This is a genomic window from Flavobacterium sp. 28YEA47A, assembly GCF_041262125.1.
Classification (GTDB): domain Bacteria; phylum Bacteroidota; class Bacteroidia; order Flavobacteriales; family Flavobacteriaceae; genus Flavobacterium.
Genome location: NZ_JBGCCI010000004.1, coordinates 68,367 through 92,614 on the forward strand (window position 1 = coordinate 68,367; position 24,248 = coordinate 92,614).

Below are 24,248 nucleotides of genomic sequence, written 5' to 3' on the forward strand. Positions count from 1 at the left end.
CCAATTGGAAGGCTTTTTTATTTTAAATGCTTATTTGTTTCTATAGGCTTCAATCTTTGCAGCCACTTCTGCTTCGGTTCCTTCAAAAACCTCAACGGCTTCTGCCGAATCAGTAACAGTCGTGACAGTAGCTTTTACTTTTCCGTCAGCGTCTTTTACGGATTCAATCCTGATTTCCTTTGTCGATTGTTTTACTTCAGGTGCTGGTGTTGTTTCATCAAGAACGATTTCAATTCCTTCAAGATTGTCGATTACAGGTTTTGCATCATGGCTACCCAAAATAGGAGCAATTACCAAACCGATCAAACACGTAAGCTTAATCAGGATGTTCATAGAAGGTCCGGATGTATCTTTAAACGGATCTCCAACCGTATCACCAGTTACCGCTGCTTTATGGGCATCAGACCCTTTGTATGTCATTTCTCCGTTAATCATTACGCCAGCCTCAAACGATTTTTTAGCATTATCCCAGGCACCTCCTGCATTGTTTTGGAAAACAGCCCATAGTACTCCTGAAACGGTAACTCCCGCCATATAACCTCCAAGCATTTCTGCAATTAGTTGATTGTTTTCAGGATAAACCAATTTTCCTAAAAGGACAATCGCAATTGGAAATCCTATAGTCAATATTCCCGGAAGCATCATTTCTCTTAAGGCAGCCTTTGTCGAAATGTCCACACATTTTGCATATTCCGGTTTTCCTGTTCCTTCCATAATTCCCGGAATCTCACGAAACTGTCTTCTTACTTCATATACCATATCCATCGCCGCTTTTCCAACTGAGTTCATTGCCAATGCTGAGAACACAACCGGAATCATTCCTCCAACAAAAAGCATTGCCAGAACCGGCGCTTTAAAGATGTTGATACCGTCAATTCCTGTAAAGGTTACGTAAGCTGCAAATAAAGCCAATGATGTCAGGGCTGCCGATGCAATGGCAAAACCTTTTCCGGTAGCCGCAGTCGTATTTCCTACTGAGTCCAAAATATCGGTACGCTGACGCACTTCTTTTGGCAATTCGCTCATTTCTGCTATTCCTCCGGCGTTATCTGAAATTGGACCGAAAGCATCAATTGCCAGCTGCATTGCTGTTGTTGCCATCATAGCAGAAGCCGCCAAAGCAACTCCGTAGAATCCTGCAAAAGCATAAGAAGCCCAAATTGCAGAAGCAAACAACAATACGGTTGGGAATGTAGAAACCATACCTGTTGCCAAACCGGCAATAATATTGGTTCCTGCTCCTGTACTTGATTTTTGTACGATAGCCAAGATTGGTTTTTTACCCAATCCAGTATAATATTCCGTAACGGAAGAAATTACTGCTCCTACAAACAATCCAACCAAAGTCGCATAAAAAACTCTCATGGAAGAAATTTCATGGTAACCTTCACCATAGAATTTCATTTTCATTGTTGCTGGAAGCATCCATGTAACCAAAAAGAAACATGCTACTGCAATCAATCCAATAGAAACCCAGTTGCCGACGTTTAGTGCCCCTTGAACCTGAGCTTCTTTTGCATCATTGCTTTTAATCTTAACCAGCATTGTACCGATGATTGAGATAATGATTCCCACACCGGCTATTGCCATTGGCAGAAGTATAGGGCCTATTCCTCCGAATTTATCACCCGTAATGATTCCGCCCATATCTTTGATTACGTAATTTCCTAAAACCATTGCCGCCAAAACGGTTGCTACATACGACCCGAACAAGTCGGCTCCCATACCCGCAACGTCTCCTACGTTATCTCCTACGTTATCGGCAATTGTGGCTGGATTTCTTGGATCATCTTCCGGAATTCCGGCTTCTACCTTTCCTACCAAATCAGCTCCAACGTCGGCAGCTTTTGTATAGATTCCACCGCCCACACGAGCAAATAAGGCAATCGATTCTGCTCCAAGAGAGAATCCTGCCAACGTTTCGAGCAAGACAGTCATTAATTCATTTGCAGTTCTTGTTTCTCCTTCATAGATTCCCTCAACCCATTGACCATTCATAAAGAAATGGAAAAAGAAAATGAAAAAAGCGGTAAGACCTAAAACAGCAAGACCTGCAACCCCAAGTCCCATTACCGTTCCACCGCCAAAAGATATTTTTAATGCTTGTGGCAAACTCGTACGAGCTGCCTGTGTCGTTCTGACATTTGTTTTTGTAGCAATCTTCATTCCCATATTACCTGCCAAAGCAGAAAATACTGCCCCGAAGACAAAAGCTATCACTATTGATAAGTGCGTAGTAGCTCCAGGTAAAAAAGTGATTGCTGCTAATGCGATACTAGCGCCAATAACGAAAAAAGTTAATAATTTGTATTCTGCTTTAAGAAAGGCTAAAGCTCCCTCGTAGATGTATTCTGAAATTTCTTTCATCTTTCCATCTCCAGGATCTTGTTTTAAAACCCAAGATCTTTTAATCGCCATAAAAAGAAGTCCGACTACAGCGAGTATTGCCGGCACATAAATCATTATTGACTCCATATTAAAGTTTGTTGGTTTTGGTTAATAAGTGTAAATGTAACGAAACCAACATAAATAAAAAAGCAATATTCTTTATTGAATATTGCTTTTTTAATAATTTTTTAGGATTTCAATTATCTAATGCTAAATAATTCTTCCGGTCTGTTTTCTATAGATTCAAAACGATCAACGCATTTTTCGATGATTTCTTTTGCTTCATTTACATCACCCCATCCTTCTACATCAACTTTTTTCTGTTCCAAATCTTTATATACCTGGAAGAAATGTTCGATTTCTTTCAACATATGCGGATTCATATCGCTTAAGTCATTCAATTTATTCCAAATCGGATCAGAAATTGGAACACAGATAATTTTTTCGTCTGGTCCTTTTTCATCTGCCATGTGGAAAACACCGATTGGCTTTACTTCCATTACACAACCAGGAAAAGTAGGCTCTGTAACCAACACTAATACATCAAGTGGATCTCCATCTAATGCTAAAGTTTCTGGAATAAATCCGTAATCTGCCGGATACATCATCGAAGAAAATAGCATTCTGTCGTAACGTATTTTTTTCAGTTTGAAATCGTATTCGTATTTATTTCTGCTTCCTTTTGGTATTTCGATCAATACATCAAAAGATTTTTGCTTAGCTGCACTCATATTCTAAATTTGTTTCTCTATATATTTTAGCGGGTGCAAAAATAAGCATTAAGATACATTGAAACAATAAAAACGCATACAAACAATTTAAAAATAAGGATTTCTTAAAAATAGAATCCAAAAGATGCCTTTACGGTAAATTTATTGGCATCTGGTAGGTTCAAATAGTTTCCTCTCCAAGCAAAATCAACACGTAACACTTTGAAAATGTTTCCGATTCCTGCATGGTATTCCCAATACACATCTTCCGGCGCTCTGTAAGGTATAGCTGTCTGAGCATTTATTGCCCTGTTTTCATCTGAAATCGTTCCATAAACACCTTTGACTCCGATAATTTCTCTCCAATTCAATTTGCGAAGGAAAGGAACTCTGGCAAATAGTCTTCCATTAAAATTATGTTCAAAATGGAGCGAAACATATTCATCGGCCATAAACTCATAATAATTCATAAGATTATAGGTATTGTCAATTATAAAGAACGACTGGTTACCTGGCACAACACCCATCAATCCAAGAGGAACTGTTCCAAAAATCTTTCCTGCCTCCAAAGTGGTAAAAAGTCTTCCAAAACCTCCTACCAATAACGGCTGTCTGTAATAAAACTGCACTTTTTCATAATCGAAATCACTTCCGAAAATCCCTTTTATCCCCTGACTGAAACTCAGATACAGTCTCGCGAAATTTGAATCCACGTTAGTACGTTCCACACCAAACCCTATAGGTCTTCTGCCCGGCATATAATCAATCGAGGCATTGAATTCGTATTGCTTGACTTCACTTTCTATGACGCCCTGCGGATTTTGTAAATCCGGCATAACTTTATAATAATCCAAGCTGAATGTGCTTGGCGAAGCCGATTTTAAGGTTCTATAAGACATTCCTGCCTGGAACACCAGGTTTTTCAACGGTTCTACTTCCGCAGAAAAATTAGTCAGGTTCACCGAAGTCAGCTTGCTGTTATCTCCAGTTGCAAATAAAGAAGACGAGGCAAAACTCCTGCCTAAAAGATCGTTAGAAGTCGTAAGGCTAACGCCAATCTGTTCTATATCACGCCGGTTTCCTCCTGAAATTATAAATCGGTTTTGCTTATCTAGCAACACTTTTCCGGAAATACCATATTTGAACTGATTGTCTTTAAATCCATAAGCTGTATATCCCTGAATACGCCATCTATCGTTTGGCCCAAAATAGGTCCTACCACCTGTCCTGACGCGAATTCCTTCTACGTCATTATATCCAAATGTGGAGAAAATAGGCCCATAATCAAAATGATCCATTTCGATATAACCACTTCCGAGTATGGAGACGAGATTGTAAAGCCGCTTGAATTTCTTGACGGTCTTAAGCGTATCTAACATCTTATAGACACCTTTTTCATCCTTATTCAGGCTTTCAAAACGGTTTTCATTCCAGAAATCATCTGATTTGGCATAGATTTCAGGGTCGTAGAAGTTGACATCTTCTTTATAGAATTTGTCCTCTTTTTTGATATCGAATTTATGATTTCTGAAAAGCGTGGTTCTTTTTCCATATACTCCTCTGGATTTATCTTTCTTAGAGAAAGCAAAATCAGACATCATATGGTCTCTTGTCAGTAAGAAAACTGAGTCATTCAGTACTTCGAACTCCTGTTCGATATAGATTTCCTTAACCCAGTTGATATTGGCGCCGCGGCTTGCCGTAAGGTTAATTTTCTTGATGGCAAATGTCGTATCATTTACCCAGAAATCACCTTTAAATGTAAGTTCGTTTTTTCTTCTAGGATAAAATACGATGTTATAGCACCATTTGTTATCGATGTAGGTACTGTCATGCAGTACATAATTGTAGACATTGATTCCGGTTCTTGACAGCGGACTCACGAAATCTTTATCAAAAAATTTCAGGTAGTTATCATAGATATCGTATTCCGCATACAAATCTTTTATAAAAGCGATCAGCTGCTGATTGTTGCTAAATCCGGAGTTTTTATTGGCTTTAGTAATTTCTTTTAGCTTTCCGTTAGTATTGTCGCCATATACCTGGCTTAAGGCTTCATTAATAAAAATAGGCAGATATGATTTTCCTGTCACATCAGAAGTATCGACCTGTTCAAAAACAAACTCCATTCCTCTAAACAGTTTGCTTTTCATCAAGGCGCTGTCAATTGTATTCAGGTCAAATTCAACTTTTTCGTATTTATCATACTGATATTGTTTGAATTGGCGCAATCCGTTTTTTTTCTTGCGTGCCCATATTTTCCTCAGGATATCGATAGCCGGATTATTCTTTTTTGAAGTTTTTCCGGTATAAATAACAACTTCATTCAGCATTTTCCCTGCACCCAGATTGATTTCCAAATTGTAGGTTACCGCTTTTTCAATCGGAACTTCTTTCGGTTCCATCCCAACAAAAGTTACCACTATGGCACTTTGAGTTGATTTGGATTCCAAATAGAACTTTCCTTCCTCATTAGTAATAATTCCTTCTGTGGTTCCTTTGAAAACTACGTTCGCATAAGGAAGCGGTTGCTTGAACTCGTCATAAACAACACCGCTTACTTTTGTTTGGGCGGTCAGAAAGTTTATACAGAAAAAGAAAAAGCTTAGGCTTACAAATATTTTATTCGTCATATTGTGTTGCAAAAAAAAACTTCATCAGAATCAGTCTGATGAAGTTCCAAATATAATCAATTTGATTATTTGATTTCTTGATATTCCTATTTTTTGATTATTCGGAAAATCCGGTATCAAAAAGGATACTAAAATCTATCTATACATTACTTTTTTTACCGCTTTAACAACATCGTCTGCATTTGGCAACCATTCTTTAAGCAATGTTGGAGAATATGGAGCCGGCGTATCCGCAGTTGTGATTCTCTGGATTGGTGCATCCAGGTAATCAAAAGCTCTTTCCTGAACGATATAAGTAATTTCAGAAGCCACACTTGCAAAAGGCCAGGCTTCTTCCAACACTACCAATCTGTTTGTTTTTTTAACCGATTTTAAAATCGTATCGTGATCCATTGGACGAACGGTTCTTAAGTCGATGATTTCGCAAGAGATTCCATCTTTCTGCAATTCTTCTGCAGCAGCATAAGCTTCTTTGATGATTTTTCCGAAAGAAACGATAGTTACATCCGTTCCTTCTCTTTTAATCTCAGCAACACCTAGCGGAATTGTGTATTCTCCTTCTGGAACTTCTCCTTTATCACCGTACATCTGCTCAGACTCCATGAAAATTACCGGGTCATTATCACGAATTGCCGATTTCAACAATCCTTTAGCATCATACGGGTTTGATGGAACTACCACTTTCAATCCCGGAGTGTTTGCAAACCAGTTTTCAAAAGCCTGTGAGTGCGTTGCAGCCAACTGTCCGGCAGAAGCCGTAGGCCCTCTGAAAACCATCGGCATTGGAAATTGTCCTGCAGACATCTGACGCATTTTCGCTGCATTATTGATGATCTGGTCAATTCCAACCAACGAAAAGTTAAATGTCATGAACTCTACAATCGGACGGTTACCATTCATTGCAGAACCTACTGCAATACCTGCAAAACCAAGCTCAGCAATCGGAGTGTCGATTACTCTTTTTGGTCCAAACTCGTCCAACATTCCTTTTGAGGCCTTGTAAGCACCGTTGTATTCGGCAACTTCTTCACCCATTAAATATATAGATTCATCACGACGCATTTCTTCACTCATCGCCTCGCAGATTGCTTCTCTAAACTGGATTGTTCTCATATTATGTTTTATTATCTTCTTAAAATTGAAAGGCAAAAATAATTATTTTAAACTACTAAATCGAATAATTTATAATAATCAATTACTAATTGTTCTTTTCTTGGTAGACGATTTTTCCACGAAAACGATATAGTCTTCTTCATTAATGGCTACCTTTAAGCAGTAGCTTCATCTTTTTAACCCGAAATGCAACGTAAACCAACGCCAAAAACGTCATTCCACCACTCAAATACATAATAAGCGGAATTTTAGCAATCACATCCTGATAAATCCATCCTGCAAACAAAGCTCCTAAACCAATACCGGCTTCAAGAGCGATATACATAGTAGCCATTGCTTTACCTCGATGTTCCGGAAAACTCATATCGACAGTCCAGGCATTTAGCGCCGGAGAAACAATTCCTGTTGCGATTCCGTATAATGCAGCCCCTACAAGCAGTCCGGTAACTGACTCCGTAAAAGCGATAACACCTAAAGAAACAATCAGTATTGCTAAACCAATCCCCATAGGTTTTAGACGTCCGTATTTATCCGAGGCCTTTCCAGCACCAAAACGGATCAGCAACGAAGTGATTGTAAAAACCATAAAAAACAAGCCTTTATTGGCAATTCCTAAATGATGGCTCCAATCCGGAATCAGCGTTAGAATTACTCCATAGGCCATATAGGAAAGAAAAGTCACTACCGCTGCCGGCAGTACTTCTATTGCAATGATATCTTTTCTGGAGATTTTCAAAATGTGCAGGCTGAAACGATGCTTGTGTTTCAAGGTCTCTTTCATGTTCATCAAGATAACAATAGACAAAAGCGCAAATACTGAAGACGCATAAAAGAGCATATCCATTGAAAAATGCAGCTTGATCGTACTTCCAATCGCCGGTCCTATCGCCATACCCGTACTGAAACATAATCCGTGAATTCCAAGCGCTTCTCCCCAACGTTCTCTCGGAATAATATCAGCCACATAAGCAGCAGTTGCCGTAGGCTTAAACCCTGTAGAAAAGCCATGGATCAGACGTAAAAACAAAAAACCGGAAACCGTTGTCAAAACTGGATATAAAATACCACAAACGAAACAAACTATCGAGCCTACTGCCATTACAGGAACTCTACCTAATGTATCTGTTAGCCTACCGCTAAACGGACGGGAAATACCGGCAGTCAGTGTAAAAAGCGCAACGATAAGTCCTTTGTATTCAGCGCCTCCCATACTGCTCAGATAGTCCGGTAATTCCGGAATCAGCATATTAAAACTTGCCGAAAACAGCAAAGAACTCAGGCAGACTAATCCAAAATGAACATTATATATAGAATTGGGCTTATTTACAGAAGTATCCATCAGGCATTTTTAAGGATGCAAAGATACCAAACATAACGGGAGCTATCTGTTAAAGATTTTCTCAATTTTTCATTAAAATCACCCAAACTGCAACGAAAACGAAATAGTTGAGGAAAAATTATTAAAATATTATGCGTGCATAGTTTTTTATTTGAATTATAATCCTTAATTTCGGAGCCTTAAATATCAACACTATAATTTTACATAAAATGAAAATATTAGTTTGCATCAGTCACGTTCCTGATACTACTTCAAAAATCAACTTTACGAATGGCGATTCAGAATTTGACACAAACGGAGTACAATTTGTAATCAACCCAAATGATGAATTTGGTTTGACAAGAGCTATATGGTTCCAAGAACAGCAAGGTGCTAACGTTACCGTAGTAAACGTTGGCGGACCTGAAACCGAAGCAACCCTTAGAAAAGCATTAGCAATCGGAGCAAACGAAGCTATCCGAGTAAATGCAAATCCAACAGACGGTTTCTTCGTAGCAAAACAATTGGCAGAAGTAATTAAAAACGGAGGCTATGACCTGGTAATCGCTGGAAGAGAATCTTTGGATTTCAACGGAGGTATGGTTCCGGGAATGATTGCCGGATTGACAAACTCAAATTTTGTAAACTCTTGCATCGGCTTAACAGTTGAAGGAAACAATGCAAAAGCTGTACGTGAAATTGATGGCGGTAAAGAAACTGTGGCGACTACATTGCCATTGATTATTGGTGCACAAAAAGGACTTGTTGAAGAAAAAGACCTTCGTATTCCTAACATGAGAGGAATTATGACAGCCAGAACAAAGGCATTGACAATACTTGAGCCAGTTGCAGCTGATTCTACTACTAAAGCAGTAAAATTTGAAAAGCCAGCTCCAAAATCAGCGGTAAAACTAATCAGCCCTGACAATTTGGACGAATTGATCAACCTATTACACAACGAAGCAAAAGTTATATAATTTGAGATTTTAGATTTCAGATTTTAATAAAATTAAAAATAACGTTTTAGGATTTGTCTTTCACAAATCATAAATCACAAATCATAAATTATCATGTCAATATTAATATACGCAGAATCTGCAGAAGGAAAATTCAAGAAAGTAGCTTTCGAATTAGCTTCTTACGGTAAAAAAGTTGCAGAATCTTTAGGCACAACCGTTACAGCTGTAACTATCAATGCCGGAGACGTTTCCGAATTATCAAAATACGGAGTCGACAAGGTACTGAAAGTAAACGACGATAAATTATCAAAATTCACAGCTAAGGCCTACGCTGATGTTATCAAACAGGCTGCTCAAAAAGAAAGCACAAAAGTAATTTTGCTTTCTTCTACAACAGACAGCCTATACTTGGCTCCTCTTGTTGCTGTTTCTCTAAACGCAGGATATGCTTCAAATGTAGTAGGATTGCCAGTTAGCACTTCTCCTTTCCAGGTTAGAAGAAATGCATTCTCTAACAAAGCCTTCAACATCACAGAAATCAATACGGACGTAAAAGTTCTAGGATTGGCTAAAAACTCTTATGGAGTTTTCGAAAATGCTGTTTCTCTTGCTCAGGAAGATTTCGCTCCATCAATAGGTGATGCAGATTTTGGAGTAAAAGTGGAAAATGTAGAAAAAGTAACCGGAAAAGTAACTATTGCTGATGCAGAAGTTGTTGTTTCTGGAGGTAGAGGATTAAAAGGTCCTGAAAACTGGGGAATGATCGAAGATTTGGCTGCCGTTTTGGGAGCTGCTACAGCTTGTTCAAAACCAGTTTCAGATTTAGGCTGGAGACCTCACAGTGAACACGTTGGACAAACAGGAAAACCTGTTGCCACGAACTTATATATTGCAATTGGTATCTCTGGAGCTATCCAGCATATTGCGGGAATCAACTCTTCTAAAGTGAAAGTTGTTATCAACCAGGATCCAGATGCACCATTCTTCAAGGTAGCCGATTACGGTGTAGTTGGAGATGCTTTTGAAATAGTTCCGAAACTCACGGAAAAATTAAAAGAATTCAAGGCAAATAATTCGTAAATAATTTTTTAAATTGTGCCCATATTAGGGCTATCTAAATTTAGATAGGAATATCCAAATTTAGATAGCCCTTTTTTTTATTATTTTTGCCCTTTGAATATCGAAAGATTTAGTTCAAGCCTTTTTAAAAAACAACAAACAAACATAGACCTTATAAATGAGTTTAGTAAAACTAACCATAAAAGGAATTTCATACAGCCAAACACAAAATGGCGCCTATGCGCTGATTTTAAATGAAGTGGACGGAGAGCGAAAATTGCCAATTGTAATTGGCGCTTTTGAGGCTCAATCAATTGCTATTGCTTTAGAAAAAGAGATAAAGCCGCCAAGGCCGTTAACTCATGACTTGTTTAAAAATTTCGCCGAGAGGTTCGATATTATAGTAAAACAGGTCATTATCCATAAGCTTGTCGATGGTGTTTTTTATTCAAGTATTATCTGCGAAAGAGATAAAATTGAGGAAATTATAGACGCAAGAACATCCGATGCCATCGCATTGGCACTACGTTTTAGCGCTCCTATATTTACGTATAAAAACATTTTAGACAAAGCCGGGATATTCTTAAAAACAAATCCGCAAGAAAGCGAAAACCAAGACACAATAGAAGATGTCCTTTCCAATCCAGAAACATTTGGTATGGAAGAATCTAACGAAGCAAGTGACACTTATACTAAACTCAGTCTGTCTGAATTGCACGAACAGCTGGAAACAGCAGTCCAGAACGAAGATTATGAAAAAGCCGCTAAGATTCGAGATGAAATCAGCAAAAGAGAATCATAATTGAGTTTCGTTACAACGTATTAAAACCGCCTAAAGCCTAGAAAGATGCAACAATATTTAGATTTAGTAAAGCATGTTCTTGAAACAGGGACGCAAAAAGGAGATAGAACCGGAACCGGAACAAAAAGTGTTTTTGGTTATCAGATGCGCTTTGACCTGTCTGAAGGTTTTCCTATGGTCACCACCAAAAAACTGCACCTTAAATCTATCATCTACGAACTATTATGGTTCCTGAAAGGCGACACCAATATTGGCTATTTAAACGAAAATGGCGTAAAAATCTGGGATGAATGGGCCGATGAAAATGGCGAACTTGGTCCGGTTTACGGTCATCAATGGAGAAACTGGAACAGTGAGGAAATTGACCAGATTACAGAACTGATTGAGATTTTAAAAACCAACCCGAACAGCAGAAGGATGCTGGTTTCTGCATGGAATCCATCCGTTTTGCCAGACACTTCAAAGTCTTTTGCTGAAAATGTTGCCAATGGAAAAGTAGCACTTCCACCCTGTCATGCTTTCTTCCAATTTTATGTAGCAGACGGTAAATTATCCTGCCAACTCTACCAAAGGAGCGCCGATATCTTTTTAGGAGTACCTTTTAACATTGCTTCTTATGCGCTATTGACACTGATGATTGCTCAGGTCTGTGACTTAAAACCGGGAGATTTTATCCATACTTTTGGTGACGCACATATCTACAACAATCACATGGAACAATTGGAATTGCAACTTTCCCGCGATCCAAAACCGTTACCAAAAATGATCCTGAATCCGGAAGTCAAAAACATTTTCGATTTCAAATTCGAGGACTTTACTTTAGAAGGCTATGAGCCACATCCTCATATTAAAGGAGCGGTTGCAGTTTAAATTAATTTGCACTTTATGAAATCAGTTCTACTTTCGGCGTTATTTTTAATGATGCCTATATTTCTATTGGCTCAAGACGCAAAAGACAAAAAGACATTTTTAGATTCACTGGAAAACCCAACGGTTAAGGATGATTATAAATACTACAGGATTGTAAAAAACTATACTATTCCGAGCAAGTCCTATGAAATAAGAAATTATTATCGATCCGGAAAGTTATATGGAGAAGGAACAACTACCGATAGCCTTGGCTTTAACCTAACCGGAAAACTTATAACATACCACGAAAACGGCAATAAAAAGAGTGAAGGAAACTATATGGATTCAAACCCCGTAGGTCCTCACAAAACATGGTATGAAAATGGAAAACTTCAAATGGATGCCCTGTATTTTGAAAAAGAAAAAACAGTCGGGAATTTAAAAATCAATCAGTTTTATGATGCCGCAGGAAAACAGACTGTCAAGAACGGAAATGGCACCTATGAAGAGGAAATGTATGGCGGAAAATCGAGTGGAAAAATAAAAAACGGCCTCAAGGAAGGCGAATGGAAAGGCAGCAACATTAAAACCAAAGCTACTTTTATAGAAATTTATAAAGAAGGAACTCTTGTCTCTGGCGAAAGTACAGATTCTGATTCCCAAAAATACACATATAGTGAAATCTTTGAAGATCCGGAACCCAATAAAGGAATGGCAAACTTCTATAAATTTGTGTCAACAAATTTTCATATCGAGGATGACATCACCCCTATCAACGACAGAATCATAGTGAGTTTTATCGTTGAAAAAGACGGATCGGTTACCAGCATAAAAATACTAAAAGGTTTAGGCGGACAATTAGATAGGGAAGCCAAACGAATTATAAAAAAGTATAACGAATGGAAACCGGGGAAAATTAGAGGCATGTTCACCAGAGCCTCTTTAGCACTCCCGATAGCTATTCACGTTGAGTAATAAAAACATTCTCCTGCAGCTTTTTTTAAATTTTAAAAATAAATCTTATCTTTAAAATCAAATTTCTATCGTATGGAAAATAACCAACACGAACTCTACGAATATGCCCGTCGCAGGATGAAACAGAAAAAACGTCTGTATTTCCACTTTATCCTGTTCTTTGTTGGAAGTATTTTTTTCCTCATCATTCACAGAGTATTAGACCTTGATATTTATCCTGGCTCCAATTGGGATTTATGGGCCATAATTATTTGGGCATTTATCTTTGTTCTTCATTTTATACGGGTATTTATTACCGATAGCTTCATGAACAAAAATTGGGAAAGATCCCAAATCGACAAGCTGGTCGCAAAACAAGAACGAAAAATACAGCAATTGCAGTCAAAAGTCGACAACAATCCACAATCTTAAAAAACACTCCCTGATGATTACCCTAATTGCTGCAGCTGCAGAAAATAATGCCCTTGGAAAAGATAATGCAATGCTTTGGCACTTACCGGATGACTTTAAACGGTTTAAGGAAATCACTACCGGACATCATATCATTATGGGAAGAAAAACATTTGAAAGCTTTCCAAAGCCTTTACCTAAGCGTACTCATGTAATTATTACCCGCCAGAAAGAATACGCCCCGGAAGGATGTATTGTTGTTGACAGCATGGAGAATGCTATCGCTGCTTGTCCAAAAGAAGAAGATATTTTTATTATTGGCGGAGGCGAGATCTACAAGCTCGGAATGCCGTTTGCAGATGTAATCGAACTCACAAGAGTTCATGAGTCATTCGAAGCTGATGCTTTTTTTCCCGAAATAGACCGTAACGAATGGGAATTGATTTCTGAGGAATACCATCCGACAGATGAAAAACACAAGGTTGATTTCAGTTTTCAGACTTTCGCAAGGAAATAAAAAAAACATCCTGAAAAATTTCAGGATGTTCATAGTTAAACTTTTCAATACTATTTTCTCAGAAAACAACTACTCTATAGACAGTATCTGATAACTTAAAATAAATATTAGTGCCGCCATCAAGACTCCAGAGATGAAGATAATGACATTGGCAAATTTTCGAGAATACATCTCAAAAAAGCCTTTAATACCAAATACCACAAAGGTACTAAAAACGAAAAAAACTAAAATTTCCAAAAACAAATTTAACCCTAAGAACGTTTGTGGCACCCCAATTTCAGCGTCGCTTCGAAAAACGCCGCCGTCGATACTGTTCACAAGAAAAAATGAGATAGCTAGTGCCAGTAGTACCCATTTCAGTTCTGCTATTAATAACCTTGAAAACATGTGATTGAACTATTTTGTTTAACAATGTAAAATTGCACAATATACAAATGCAGCGCAATCGCCTAATTTTGGTAAATTTTTTTCTAACCTAATTTAGTGACCTTTTGTTTACCTCTACCTAAAATAACTTGAACGCATATTAAATTGATGTTTTTTGTTATCAACTATAATAGCTTATCTTTGCGCAAACTATTGAAAATGTCAGAGAATGTCACTCCATATAAAGGTTCGTCTTTAGGAAAGAAAGAGCAGGTTGAACAAATGTTTGATACTATTTCCGGAAAATACGACGGATTAAATCGCATCATCTCATTTGGTATCGATATCAAATGGAGAAAAAAAGTACTGAAGATTGTAGCCTCAAAAAAACCTGAAACTATTTTAGATATTGCTACCGGAACAGGAGATTTAGCTATATTGATGTCGCAAACCAATGCTTCAAAAATAATCGGTCTTGATATTTCTGCAGGAATGCTTGAAGTTGGAAGAAAAAAAATTGAAGCCAAAAACCTTTCAGACCGAATCGAAATGATTCAGGCAGATTCAGAAAATATGCCTTTTGAGGACAATTCTTTTGATGCTATCACCGTTGCCTTTGGCGTCCGAAATTTTGAGCATCTGGAAAAAGGACTTTCCGAAATTCTTCGCGTTCTTAAACCGGGTGGTGTTTTTGTCATTTTAGAAACCTCCAACCCAACAAAATCACCTTACAAACAATTCTATAGTTTTTACACAAAAAACATTCTTCCACTTATAGGAAAGGTGTTTTCAAAAGACAATGCCGCGTATGGCTATCTATCCGAATCGGCTTCAGTTTTCCCTTTTGGCGAAGCGTTAAACAATATTTTGAGAAAAATTGGGTTTATAGAAGTTGCAGATCAACCACAAACTTTTGGAGTTGCAACAATTTATTCTGCATCTAAGAAATAAATATGAAAAAAATATTTGCGATTCTTCTTTTAGCTTTTTCTCTGAATAGTCAGGCGCAATTTGGCACCAACCTATTCAGCAAAGACCCTATTATCAATTTAGAAAACTGGGACAAACAGCGCGTTTATTGGGGCTACTTCCTTGGATTTAACGCCTATGATTTTAGATTGGACTACAAGCAGCCCGGCAAAGACATTCAGGTAAAAGGAACCACCGGATTTAACGTAGGACTTATTGGAAATTTAAGACTGCATGAATATATTGACCTTCGTTTTGAACCGGGACTATATTACACGCAGAGAGACCTGCGATTTACTGGTTTTGAGGATGAGAGCGATGCATTAAGACAGGTAAAGTCAACTTATATTCACTTCCCTTTATTATTAAAGTTTTCTTCTTTGAGAACCGGAAACATCCGTCCTTTTTTGGTTGGAGGTGTTTCAACTTCCTTAAACCTGGGAAGTAATTCAAAATCGAAAGAAGATAACTTAAACAACCGTTTCAGAATGAAACAATGGACGAATAACTACGAATTAGGATTTGGTGTCGATTTATATTTAGAATATTTCAAATTTTCTCCTTCAATTCGAGGCGTATTTGGATTGGACGATGAGTTAATCCGTGATAACGATCCAAACAGTCCGTGGACAGGCAATGTCTCCTCAATGAAAACACGAGGAGTCTTTATCAATTTTACTTTCCAATAAATTTAACCTCTTTTAAATTCGCTTAGGATAATAGCGGTAGCGGTAGCCACATTTAGGCTTTCTGTCTGTTGCAGATTTCCGAATCTTGGAATAGCAATCCTATGATTGACCGTTTTTTCAATTTGAGATGAAATTCCATTAGCTTCATTACCCATAACAATAATACCTTCTTTTGGAAGATCGGACTTATAAATGTTATCACCATCCATAAACGTACCAAAAACAGGCAAAGTGGTTTCAGATATAAACTTTTCAAGATTTACATACGTAACGTTAACTCTTGCAATTGAACCCATAGTAGCCTGCACGACTTTAGGATTATAAATATCAACCGTTTCCTCAGAACAGACCAATTCGGAAATGCCAAACCAATCACATAAACGTATAATAGTCCCTAAATTTCCAGGGTCACGAATATCATCCAACGCCACAATTAATCCCGTTTCATTTATACTTTTAGCTTCTGGCATCCTAAAAACAGCAAGGCAGTCATTAGGTGTAGTAAGGGCACTAATCTTTTTCAGTTCGCTTTCAGAAACGGGTAGTATCTTTTTTGGATTTACCTCCGGAAAGACTGCAGTAGTTGAAAATAAATTTTCCAGAAAAAAATCAGAATGGATCAGTTCTTGAATCACTTTTTTCCCTTCGGCAAAAAATAACTGATGTTCTTTTCTAAATTTTTTCTGCTGTAAGCTCGTTATTAATTTTATTTGGTTTTTGCTAACCATAAAAAATGTATTTTTGAATTAAATATGCCCGACACTTGAAAAAGATAAGTACAAAAATATCACTATTTATTCTAATAGGAATCATATTTGCCGCCTGTAACACTGTAAAAAGAGTTCCGGAAGGAAAAAGACTTTTAACAAAGAATGAAATTCTTGTAAATGACCAGATCACAAAAGATGAGGCCATCAACAATCTTCTGTATCAAAAACCCAACAGTACCATTTTGGGATATAATTTACGATTGAATTTATACAATCTTGCAAAACAAAATCCGGATTCTTCTTTTAAGGCAAAAATGAAAGCCAACCCTAAAAAGTACGAACGCCTCTCTAAATTGCTCTCCAAGAAACAAGTAGAACGTTTAGGAAACTCCTTTTTTTATTCCGGCATTCACAACTTTTTAAAAAGAACCGGCGAACCTCCTGTGATTATTGATGAAGCTAGAGCCAAGAAATCAACTGCCCGATTACGCGCCTATTATTTCAATAACGGTTTTTTTAATGCAAAGACATCATATAAAATCGATACACTTCCTAATAAAAAAGGACAGATACACTATACCGTAACCACTGGACATCCCTACATTATTGATTCCCTTTCCAGAGAAATAGGAACACCTGCATTGGATTCGCTATATGAAAAAAACAAAAACAAAACGCTTATCATACCCGGACAACAGTTCAAATCGGTAAACTTTGAGGCCGAACGTGAACGTATTACTACAAACTTCAGAAATAATGGAGCTTATTATTTTCAGCCTACAAATATTAATTTTATTTGCGACTCCATTGACACGAATCATAAAACCAATGTAAACCTGAAGATATCTGACCGAAATGTACGTGTTGGAGATACAACCATTACAAAACCTTTCAAGCTTTATAAAATAAGCGAAGTAAATATTTTTACAGATAGTCCTTCCAACAGCAATAGAATTAAAGTTGCTGACAGTGCTACTTACAATAATTTCAATATTTACAGCAAAGACAAGTTACGTTACAGACCAAAAGCATTGACCGATGCTATTTTTATTTCGAAAGGAAGTACTTATGCCGATTTCCGAAGAACAGCAACTTCAAGGTCATTAAACAACCTACGCGTTTTCAATTACCCAAACATTCAATTCGTAGAAGATTCGACAGATGTTAATGAATCTTCGCTTATCGCAAATATCTACCTGACGCCCCGAAAGAAATTTAGCTTTGGTGCATCTGCCGACGTGACGCATTCCAATATCCAGAACTTTGGTATTTCAGGCAGTATGACAGGAACATTCCGTAATCTTTTCCGAGGTGCGGAAACATTGGAACTTTCGCTTAGGGGAAATATTGGTTCGTCAACAGATTTAGGAATTGCAAATCCCAACAATGTATTTTTCAACTTATCAGAATATGGTGCCGATGTTAAGTTAAATATTCCGCGATTCTTTTCTCCTTTTAATACGGACAAGATTATTGCAAAAAACATGATTCCCAACACTATTTTCAGCCTTGGTTTTGCAAAACAGCAGAACATAGGTCTGGACAAGGAGAATCTGACTGCTTCGATGTATTATACCTGGACTCCAAAACGAAACACAACTTCCCGTTTTGACCTGTTCAACATCCAATATGTAAAAAACATCAATAAGGCGAACTACTTTAATGTGTATCGTTCCTCTTACGGAAGATTGAATGATGTAGCAAAAGATTATGCAAGCCAGGTCAATCCTCTATATTTCAATACTAGCGGAAACCTGATTATTGAATCCGGAACAAATGGATTCCTTCAAGATGTCATTGGCCCAAACCCTACTATCACAACAAGTCCGGAAGACTTAAGAGTTATTGAAAGTATTTCTGAAAGAAAAGACCGATTGACCGAAAACAACCTGATTTTTGCTTCCAGTTATACGTTTACCAAAAACACAAAAACTGACCTTCTTGACAATAATTTCTGGATTTTCAAGACAAAAATAGAGTCGGCAGGAAACTTTTTAGGACTAATTTCAGATATTGCCAAGCAGCCAAAAAACGCGTTGGGCAATAAAACCATACTCGAAATTGAATATTCGCAATATATTAAAGGAGAACTCGATTTTATAAAACACTGGGGATTGTCCGGCAACAGAGTATTGGCGATGAGAGCCTTTTTCGGAATAGCCATTCCTTACGGAAATTCAGATAACATTCCTTTTTCCCGAAGTTATTTTGCCGGTGGCTCCAATGACAACAGAGCTTGGCAATCTTATGGTTTAGGGCCGGGCAGCAGTGGAAGTATAAACGACTTTAACGAAGCCAACTTAAAGATTTTATATAGTGCCGAACTCCGATTCAAAATGCTAGGAAAGCTAAACGGAGCTATTTTTGGTGATGCCGGAAACATCTGGAACGTGCTGGACAATGTGAAAGATCCAAAATCTACTTTCACAGGAATACGCTCTTTAGAAAATATTGCGGTAGGTTCCGGCTTTGGATTCCGATATGATTTTAACTTCTTCGTCATCCGTCTGGACATAGGCTTCAAGACCTACGACCCTGCCAAAGAAGTTGGAAACCGATGGTTTAAAGATTACAATTTAGGACACTCCGTATTAAATATTGGAATTAATTACCCATTCTAATTTCAGAAATTATTATTTTTGTATCCTTTAACTATAAACAAAAACACAATGGCTCATAATATAAAACCAGGAGTTGCAACCGGTGATCAGGTACAAGAGATTTTTAAATACGCAAAAGAAAAAGGTTTTGCATTGCCTGCCGTTAACGTAACTGGCTCAAGCACAATCAATGGCGTTTTAGAAACTGCTGCAAAGTTAAAGGCTCCGGTTATCATTCAGTTCTCTAATGGAGGTGCTATTTTCAATGCTGGAAAAGGCTTATCTAACGAAAACGAAAAAGCAGCCATTGCAGGTGCCATTGCAGGTGCAAAACACATTCATACTTTAGCAGAAGCATATGGAGCAACTGTTATTTTGCATACAGATCACTGCGCAAAAAAATTATTGCCATGGATCGACGGACTTTTGGATGCTTCTGAAAAACATTTTGCCGAAACAGGAAAATCCCTTTTCAGCTCTCACATGATTGATTTATCAGAAGAACCGATTGAAGAAAACATCGAAATCTGCAAAGAATACCTAAAAAGAATGTCTAAATTAGGAATGACTCTTGAAATCGAGCTTGGAATCACAGGTGGAGAAGAAGACGGAGTTGACAATTCTGACGTAGACAGTTCAAAACTATATACACAGCCTGAGGAAGTAGCTTATGCTTATGAAGAACTTCTAAAAATCAGCCCACGTTTTACCATAGCAGCTGCTTTCGGAAACGTACACGGCGTTTACAAGCCAGGAAATGTAAAGCTTACACCAAAAATTCTTAGAAATTCACAAGAATACGTACAAAACAAATTCAATACAGGACACAATCCTGTAGATTTCGTATTCCACGGAGGTTCAGGATCAACTTTGGAAGAAATTAGAGAAGCTATCGGGTATGGCGTTATCAAGATGAATATCGATACAGATCTACAGTTTGCTTTTACAGAAGGAATCAGAGATTATATCGTTAAACATATTGACTATTTAAAAACTCAAATCGGAAATCCGGAAGGACCTGAAGCTCCAAATAAGAAATATTATGATCCAAGAAAATGGATTCGTGAAGGAGAAGTTACTTTCAATACCCGTTTAGAGCAGGCTTTTAAAGACCTGAACAACGTAAATACATTATAAATTCAAAATTACAAATTACGAATTGCATTATCCCTAATTCATAATTTATAATTCATAATTAAAAAATATTATGGCTTGGTTTAAAAGAACAGAAAAAGGAATTACAACCGCTACAGAAGACAAGAAAGATGTTCCTAAGGGACTTTGGTATAAGTCGCCTACAGGAAAAATCGTAGATGCAGATGAATTAGCACGAAATTTATATGTGAGCCCGGAAGATGGTTTTCACGTTAGAATCGGAAGCAAGGAATATTTCGAGATTTTGTTCGACAATAACGAATTCAAAGAACTGGATGCTAAGATGACATCAAAAGATCCGCTACATTTCGTGGATACTAAAAAATATTCAGACCGACTAAAAGACGCTATGGAGAAAACCAAGCTCAAAGACGCGGTAAGAACAGCAGTAGGAAAATCAAAAGGAAAAGACCTGGTAGTTTGCTGTATGGATTTTGCTTTTATTGGTGGTTCTATGGGAGCTGTAGTTGGTGAAAAAATCGCAAGAGGAATTGACCATTCTATCAAAAACAACATTCCTTTCCTAATGATTTCAAAATCAGGAGGAGCCAGAATGATGGAAGCTGCTTATTCTTTGATGCAGCTGGCAAAAACTTCTGCTAAATTGGCTCAATTGGCCGAAGCTAAAATTCCATACATCTCGTTATGTACAGATCCTACTACAGGAGGAACAACAGCTTCTTATGCCATGTTGGGTGACGTGAACATTTCTGAACCTGGAGCATTAATTGGATTTGCCGGACCTCGTGTTGTAAAAGACACTACCGGAAAAGATCTTCCTGAAGGTTTCCAAACAGCAGAATTCGTATTAGAGCACGGATTCCTGGATTTTATCACGCCAAGAAAAGAGCTGAAAAACAAGATAAACCTCTATTTGGATTTGATTCTTAACAATCCTATCCGATAAGAAATAAAACAAAAAAATCCCGATGAAAACATCGGGATTTTTTTATATCTATTTTTTTGTTTTTACATTCCTGTCCTGATGGCTTCAACCGGATCCAATCGGGAAGCTGAAATAGCCGGTAATATTCCGGATACCAAACCTATAAAGGCCGCCAAACCCGTCCCCAGCATGATATTCCTAAATCCAAGTACAAACTTGAATTCCAATATATTAGTCAAGAGAGCCGCAATTCCCCAAACCATCAACAAACCTATTACTCCACCAATAAGACACAATATAATAGCCTCAAACAAGAATTGCAATAAGATAAATCTATTTTTTGCCCCTAAAGATTTCTGAATCCCAATCAGGTTGGTACGTTCCTTTACCGATACAAACATAATGTTGGCAACACCAAATCCTCCTACTAAAAGAGAAAAGAAACTTATAGCCCATCCAATCAGGTTCATTGTCCCTACAATTCCATCAATCAGATCCGTAAAACCCGACAAGACGTCAATGAAAAAGTTATCGTCGTCACCAACTTTCAATCCTCTCTTGTTTCGTAACTTTTGAATAATTTCACCTTTAAACGCATCCATATCAACACCCGGATTAGGTTTGATAATAATAATAGGCGTCATGGAATCATTATGGTCACCAAACTTATTTCTTAAAAAATTAACCGGAATAAAGGCAGAAACATCATTGTTCGCGCCAAACATTCCCTGCCCTTGTTTTTCCAACACTCCTATTACGGTAAACCGCTGGCCGTAAAGTCTGATTTTCTTTCCTATAGGGTCACTATTTCCAAAAAGGCTATTCGCAACCTCATAACCAACCAAAACGACTGCTGTTCCGGAATTGGATTCGGATTCATTAAAAAAACGGCCTTCTTTTATTTTCTGTGGCTGGATTTCAACAAATTCATAGGTAGCAGGAACTATATTGACATCACTAACCGTCTTGTCTTCATATTTTATAATCTCGCGTTTTGTAAACAGCTGATAAGTAGATTTATCCATCCCATTGACTGCGTTCTTGAGATACTCAAATTCTTCATAAGTAACATTCGGATATTGCTCTCTTTTCCAACGGGGCACATCAGAAGGTCCAAAAGAAAAACGTTTCAGATACATAGTGTTTTTATCCAACGTACTCATATCCTCTTTAATTTTCCTATCCAAAGAATCAACTGCCGTCAGTACGGCAATGATTGAAAAAATCCCTATGGTTACACCAAGAAGCGAAAGAATGGTTCGCAATTTATTATTGCGTAACGCATTCAGGGCAAAGCCAAAACTTTCTCGCAACAAGCGCAGATATAGAACCATAAAGCTGAATTTGAGTCTCTGTAAAATTCAGTAATTTTAATACAATTTCCTAAAAAACTTCCATATTTCTTGTTAAAAGAAAAACAGTAACGGGGATGTTCCCAAACAACATCTTAAACAAAACTCTCCAAACATAAATTGAAGCATCAAAACGGCTTCAAAAAACCTAAACTGCCACTCGAAATAAATCTTGAAAAAAACCTAAAAAACATGTATTTATTGTTTTATAGTTAAAGTTACAATAGCTACTTTTGCACCTTTAAACACAACAACACAATGAGTACTTCAAAAACTATCAAATCTGCCTTGATTTCAGTCTTTTCGAAAGACGGACTGGAACCAATCGTAAGAAAACTGCATGAGCAAAATGTAACCTTTTATTCTACCGGCGGAACAGAAGATTTTATCAAAAATCTTGGAATTCCTGTAGTTCCTGTAGAAGATGTAACTTCTTATCCTTCAATCCTAGGAGGTAGGGTAAAAACATTACATCCGAAAATTTTTGGCGGTATCTTAAATCGTCAGGATCATGAAGGTGATGTTCAGCAGATGGAAGAATACCAGATTCCACAAATCGATTTAGTAATTGTTGACTTATATCCTTTTGAAAAAACTGTAGCTTCAGGAGCTTCGGAAGCCGATATCATCGAGAAAATTGACATTGGTGGTATTTCCTTAATCCGTGCTGCAGCAAAAAACTTCAAAGACACTGTAATTGTAGCTTCAGTAGATCAATATGGCGATTTCCTTGATGTAATCACTAAACAAAATGGTACACTGACATTAGAAGACAGAAAACTTTTCGCTACAAAGGCATTCCACGTTTCGTCTCATTACGATACTGCTATTTTTAATTATTTCAATACAGACGATACGGTTTATAAAGAAAGCGTTGCAAACGGCCAGATCTTGCGTTACGGAGAAAACCCACACCAGAAAGGATTTTTCTTTGGAGATTTTGACGCCATATTTAAAAAATTGCACGGAAAAGAATTATCATACAACAACCTTTTAGATGTTGATGCAGCCGTAAACCTTATCCTGGAATTTAAAAATGACAATCCAACTTTTGCTATCTTAAAGCATAACAATGCTTGCGGATTGGCAACAAGAAATACGATGAAAGAAGCATATCTTGATGCATTGGCAGGAGATCCTACTTCTGCATTTGGTGGTGTTCTTATTGCCAATGGAAAAATCGATACGGATACGGCAAAAGAAATCAACCAACTTTTCTGCGAAGTTGTCATTGCTCCAGGCTATGATGAAGCTGCGATTGAAATATTATCTGAAAAGAAAAACCGAATTATTTTAGTCCAAAACGACATCGAACTACCACAGAAACAGGTTCGTACCTGTCTGAACGGATTATTAGTTCAAGATAAAGACAATGTAACAGACAATAAAGAGCACTTAAAGACCGTTACTACAACTCCCCCATCTTCTGGAGAGACTGAAGATTTGTTGTTTGCGTCAAAAATCTGCAAAAACACAAAGTCGAATACAATCGTATTGGCAAAAAACAAACAGCTTATCGCATCAGGAACAGGACAAACGTCACGTATTGATGCTTTAAAACAAGCAATAGAAAAAGCAAATAGTTTTAATTTTGATTTGAAAGGTGCCGTAATGGCAAGTGATGCATTTTTCCCTTTCCCGGATTGTGTGGAAATTGCTCATAACGCCGGAATTACAGCTGTAATTCAGCCAGGAGGCTCCATAAAAGACGAGTTAAGTATCAATTATTGTAACGAAAATAAAGTTGCAATGGTATTTACAGGAACTCGTCATTTCAAACATTAAATTATGTAACTTTGCATGTTAAA

General features: G+C 37.4%; 20 protein-coding genes. 13 read left to right on the plus strand and 7 right to left on the minus strand.

Annotation, left to right across the window (positions count from 1 at the left end):
- Positions 1-30 precede the first annotated feature (30 nt).
- The 5 genes from ABH942_RS06690 to ABH942_RS06710 form a co-directional block, all read right to left on the minus strand.
- On the minus strand, positions 31-2,475 hold the full coding sequence (locus ABH942_RS06690; protein WP_370030394.1) for a sodium-translocating pyrophosphatase: 2,445 nt from the start codon (positions 2,473-2,475) through the stop codon (positions 31-33).
- 113 nt (positions 2,476-2,588) lie between these two features.
- Positions 2,589-3,119 (minus strand): inorganic diphosphatase, encoded by a 531-nt coding sequence (locus ABH942_RS06695; RefSeq protein ID WP_370030396.1) that lies wholly within the window; start codon positions 3,117-3,119, stop codon positions 2,589-2,591.
- Positions 3,120-3,223: 104 nt separating this feature from the next.
- Positions 3,224-5,731: a DUF5686 family protein gene (locus ABH942_RS06700; protein ID WP_370030398.1), complete on the minus strand. Its 2,508-nt coding sequence runs from the start codon at positions 5,729-5,731 to the stop codon at positions 3,224-3,226.
- A 135-nt stretch (positions 5,732-5,866) separates the two neighbouring features.
- The gene (locus tag ABH942_RS06705) at positions 5,867-6,844 is read right to left on the minus strand and encodes a pyruvate dehydrogenase complex E1 component subunit beta (protein WP_370030400.1); all 978 of its coding nucleotides are present in this window, start codon (positions 6,842-6,844) and stop codon (positions 5,867-5,869) included.
- 142 nt (positions 6,845-6,986) lie between these two features.
- Entirely contained in the window at positions 6,987-8,183 is a 1,197-nt protein-coding gene (locus ABH942_RS06710; RefSeq protein WP_370030402.1) for an MFS transporter, read from the minus strand.
- 209 nt (positions 8,184-8,392) lie between these two features.
- Between ABH942_RS06710 and ABH942_RS06715 the strand changes: the two genes are divergently transcribed.
- From ABH942_RS06715 to ABH942_RS06755, 9 genes are all read left to right on the plus strand, one after another.
- A complete protein-coding gene (locus tag ABH942_RS06715) occupies positions 8,393-9,139 on the plus strand; it encodes an electron transfer flavoprotein beta subunit/FixA family protein (protein WP_370030404.1) in 747 nt (248 codons plus the stop codon).
- Positions 9,140-9,232: 93 nt separating this feature from the next.
- The gene (locus tag ABH942_RS06720) at positions 9,233-10,201 is read left to right on the plus strand and encodes an electron transfer flavoprotein subunit alpha/FixB family protein (protein WP_370030406.1); all 969 of its coding nucleotides are present in this window, start codon (positions 9,233-9,235) and stop codon (positions 10,199-10,201) included.
- Positions 10,202-10,358: 157 nt separating this feature from the next.
- Positions 10,359-10,982, plus strand: a complete 624-nt coding sequence (locus tag ABH942_RS06725; protein WP_370030408.1) for a bifunctional nuclease domain-containing protein — start codon at positions 10,359-10,361, stop codon at positions 10,980-10,982.
- 45 nt (positions 10,983-11,027) lie between these two features.
- Positions 11,028-11,852, plus strand: a complete 825-nt coding sequence (locus ABH942_RS06730) for a thymidylate synthase (protein WP_370030410.1) — start codon at positions 11,028-11,030, stop codon at positions 11,850-11,852.
- Positions 11,853-11,867: 15 nt separating this feature from the next.
- The gene (locus ABH942_RS06735) at positions 11,868-12,806 is read left to right on the plus strand and encodes an energy transducer TonB (protein ID WP_370030412.1); all 939 of its coding nucleotides are present in this window, start codon (positions 11,868-11,870) and stop codon (positions 12,804-12,806) included.
- A gap of 72 nt (positions 12,807-12,878) precedes the next feature.
- On the plus strand, positions 12,879-13,217 hold the full coding sequence (locus ABH942_RS06740) for a 2TM domain-containing protein (RefSeq protein WP_370030413.1): 339 nt from the start codon (positions 12,879-12,881) through the stop codon (positions 13,215-13,217).
- A 13-nt stretch (positions 13,218-13,230) separates the two neighbouring features.
- Positions 13,231-13,713, plus strand: a complete 483-nt coding sequence (locus tag ABH942_RS06745; protein ID WP_370030415.1) for a dihydrofolate reductase — start codon at positions 13,231-13,233, stop codon at positions 13,711-13,713.
- A 585-nt stretch (positions 13,714-14,298) separates the two neighbouring features.
- Positions 14,299-15,030, plus strand: coding sequence for a bifunctional demethylmenaquinone methyltransferase/2-methoxy-6-polyprenyl-1,4-benzoquinol methylase UbiE (ubiE, locus tag ABH942_RS06750; RefSeq protein ID WP_370030417.1), 732 nt, complete (start codon positions 14,299-14,301; stop codon positions 15,028-15,030).
- 2 nt (positions 15,031-15,032) lie between these two features.
- On the plus strand, positions 15,033-15,737 hold the full coding sequence (locus ABH942_RS06755) for a porin family protein (RefSeq protein ID WP_370030419.1): 705 nt from the start codon (positions 15,033-15,035) through the stop codon (positions 15,735-15,737).
- A 2-nt stretch (positions 15,738-15,739) separates the two neighbouring features.
- Here ABH942_RS06755 and ABH942_RS06760 read toward each other — a convergent pair whose 3' ends face one another.
- On the minus strand, positions 15,740-16,465 hold the full coding sequence (locus tag ABH942_RS06760; RefSeq protein WP_370030421.1) for a TrmH family RNA methyltransferase: 726 nt from the start codon (positions 16,463-16,465) through the stop codon (positions 15,740-15,742).
- Positions 16,466-16,500: 35 nt separating this feature from the next.
- On the opposite strand from ABH942_RS06760, the gene ABH942_RS06765 reads away from it, so the two are divergent.
- The 3 genes from ABH942_RS06765 (at position 16,501) to accD (ending at position 21,109) form a co-directional block, all read left to right on the plus strand.
- A complete protein-coding gene (locus ABH942_RS06765) occupies positions 16,501-19,068 on the plus strand; it encodes a BamA/TamA family outer membrane protein (protein ID WP_370030423.1) in 2,568 nt (855 codons plus the stop codon).
- 48 nt (positions 19,069-19,116) lie between these two features.
- A complete protein-coding gene (fbaA, locus tag ABH942_RS06770; RefSeq protein WP_370030425.1) occupies positions 19,117-20,184 on the plus strand; it encodes a class II fructose-bisphosphate aldolase in 1,068 nt (355 codons plus the stop codon).
- 70 nt (positions 20,185-20,254) lie between these two features.
- On the plus strand, positions 20,255-21,109 hold the full coding sequence (gene accD, locus ABH942_RS06775; protein ID WP_140000728.1) for an acetyl-CoA carboxylase, carboxyltransferase subunit beta: 855 nt from the start codon (positions 20,255-20,257) through the stop codon (positions 21,107-21,109).
- 62 nt (positions 21,110-21,171) lie between these two features.
- On the opposite strand, the gene ABH942_RS06780 is transcribed toward accD, so the two are convergent.
- Positions 21,172-22,422: an ABC transporter permease gene (locus ABH942_RS06780; RefSeq protein ID WP_370030427.1), complete on the minus strand. Its 1,251-nt coding sequence runs from the start codon at positions 22,420-22,422 to the stop codon at positions 21,172-21,174.
- 276 nt (positions 22,423-22,698) lie between these two features.
- Between ABH942_RS06780 and purH the strand changes: the two genes are divergently transcribed.
- Complete coding sequence (gene purH / locus ABH942_RS06785) at positions 22,699-24,225, plus strand: bifunctional phosphoribosylaminoimidazolecarboxamide formyltransferase/IMP cyclohydrolase (protein WP_370030429.1); 1,527 nt, start codon at positions 22,699-22,701, stop codon at positions 24,223-24,225.
- Positions 24,226-24,248: the final 23 nt, after the last annotated feature.

Excerpts from the sequence above, each read along its gene's own strand:
- ABH942_RS06690 (WP_370030394.1), bottom strand. The coding sequence starts at position 2,475 with ATGGAGTCAATAATGATTTATGTGCCGGCAATACTCGCTGTAGTCGGA.
- ABH942_RS06695 (WP_370030396.1), bottom strand. The coding sequence starts at position 3,119 with ATGAGTGCAGCTAAGCAAAAATCTTTTGATGTATTGATCGAAATACCA.
- ABH942_RS06700 (WP_370030398.1), bottom strand. The coding sequence starts at position 5,731 with ATGACGAATAAAATATTTGTAAGCCTAAGCTTTTTCTTTTTCTGTATA.
- ABH942_RS06705 (WP_370030400.1), bottom strand. The coding sequence starts at position 6,844 with ATGAGAACAATCCAGTTTAGAGAAGCAATCTGCGAGGCGATGAGTGAA.
- ABH942_RS06710 (WP_370030402.1), bottom strand. The coding sequence starts at position 8,183 with ATGGATACTTCTGTAAATAAGCCCAATTCTATATATAATGTTCATTTT.
- ABH942_RS06715 (WP_370030404.1), top strand. The coding sequence starts at position 8,393 with ATGAAAATATTAGTTTGCATCAGTCACGTTCCTGATACTACTTCAAAA.
- ABH942_RS06720 (WP_370030406.1), top strand. The coding sequence starts at position 9,233 with ATGTCAATATTAATATACGCAGAATCTGCAGAAGGAAAATTCAAGAAA.
- ABH942_RS06725 (WP_370030408.1), top strand. The coding sequence starts at position 10,359 with ATGAGTTTAGTAAAACTAACCATAAAAGGAATTTCATACAGCCAAACA.
- ABH942_RS06730 (WP_370030410.1), top strand. The coding sequence starts at position 11,028 with ATGCAACAATATTTAGATTTAGTAAAGCATGTTCTTGAAACAGGGACG.
- ABH942_RS06735 (WP_370030412.1), top strand. The coding sequence starts at position 11,868 with ATGAAATCAGTTCTACTTTCGGCGTTATTTTTAATGATGCCTATATTT.
- ABH942_RS06740 (WP_370030413.1), top strand. The coding sequence starts at position 12,879 with ATGGAAAATAACCAACACGAACTCTACGAATATGCCCGTCGCAGGATG.
- ABH942_RS06745 (WP_370030415.1), top strand. The coding sequence starts at position 13,231 with ATGATTACCCTAATTGCTGCAGCTGCAGAAAATAATGCCCTTGGAAAA.
- ubiE (WP_370030417.1), top strand. The coding sequence starts at position 14,299 with ATGTCAGAGAATGTCACTCCATATAAAGGTTCGTCTTTAGGAAAGAAA.
- ABH942_RS06755 (WP_370030419.1), top strand. The coding sequence starts at position 15,033 with ATGAAAAAAATATTTGCGATTCTTCTTTTAGCTTTTTCTCTGAATAGT.
- ABH942_RS06760 (WP_370030421.1), bottom strand. The coding sequence starts at position 16,465 with ATGGTTAGCAAAAACCAAATAAAATTAATAACGAGCTTACAGCAGAAA.
- fbaA (WP_370030425.1), top strand. The coding sequence starts at position 19,117 with ATGGCTCATAATATAAAACCAGGAGTTGCAACCGGTGATCAGGTACAA.
- accD (WP_140000728.1), top strand. The coding sequence starts at position 20,255 with ATGGCTTGGTTTAAAAGAACAGAAAAAGGAATTACAACCGCTACAGAA.
- ABH942_RS06780 (WP_370030427.1), bottom strand. The coding sequence starts at position 22,422 with ATGGTTCTATATCTGCGCTTGTTGCGAGAAAGTTTTGGCTTTGCCCTG.
- purH (WP_370030429.1), top strand. The coding sequence starts at position 22,699 with ATGAGTACTTCAAAAACTATCAAATCTGCCTTGATTTCAGTCTTTTCG.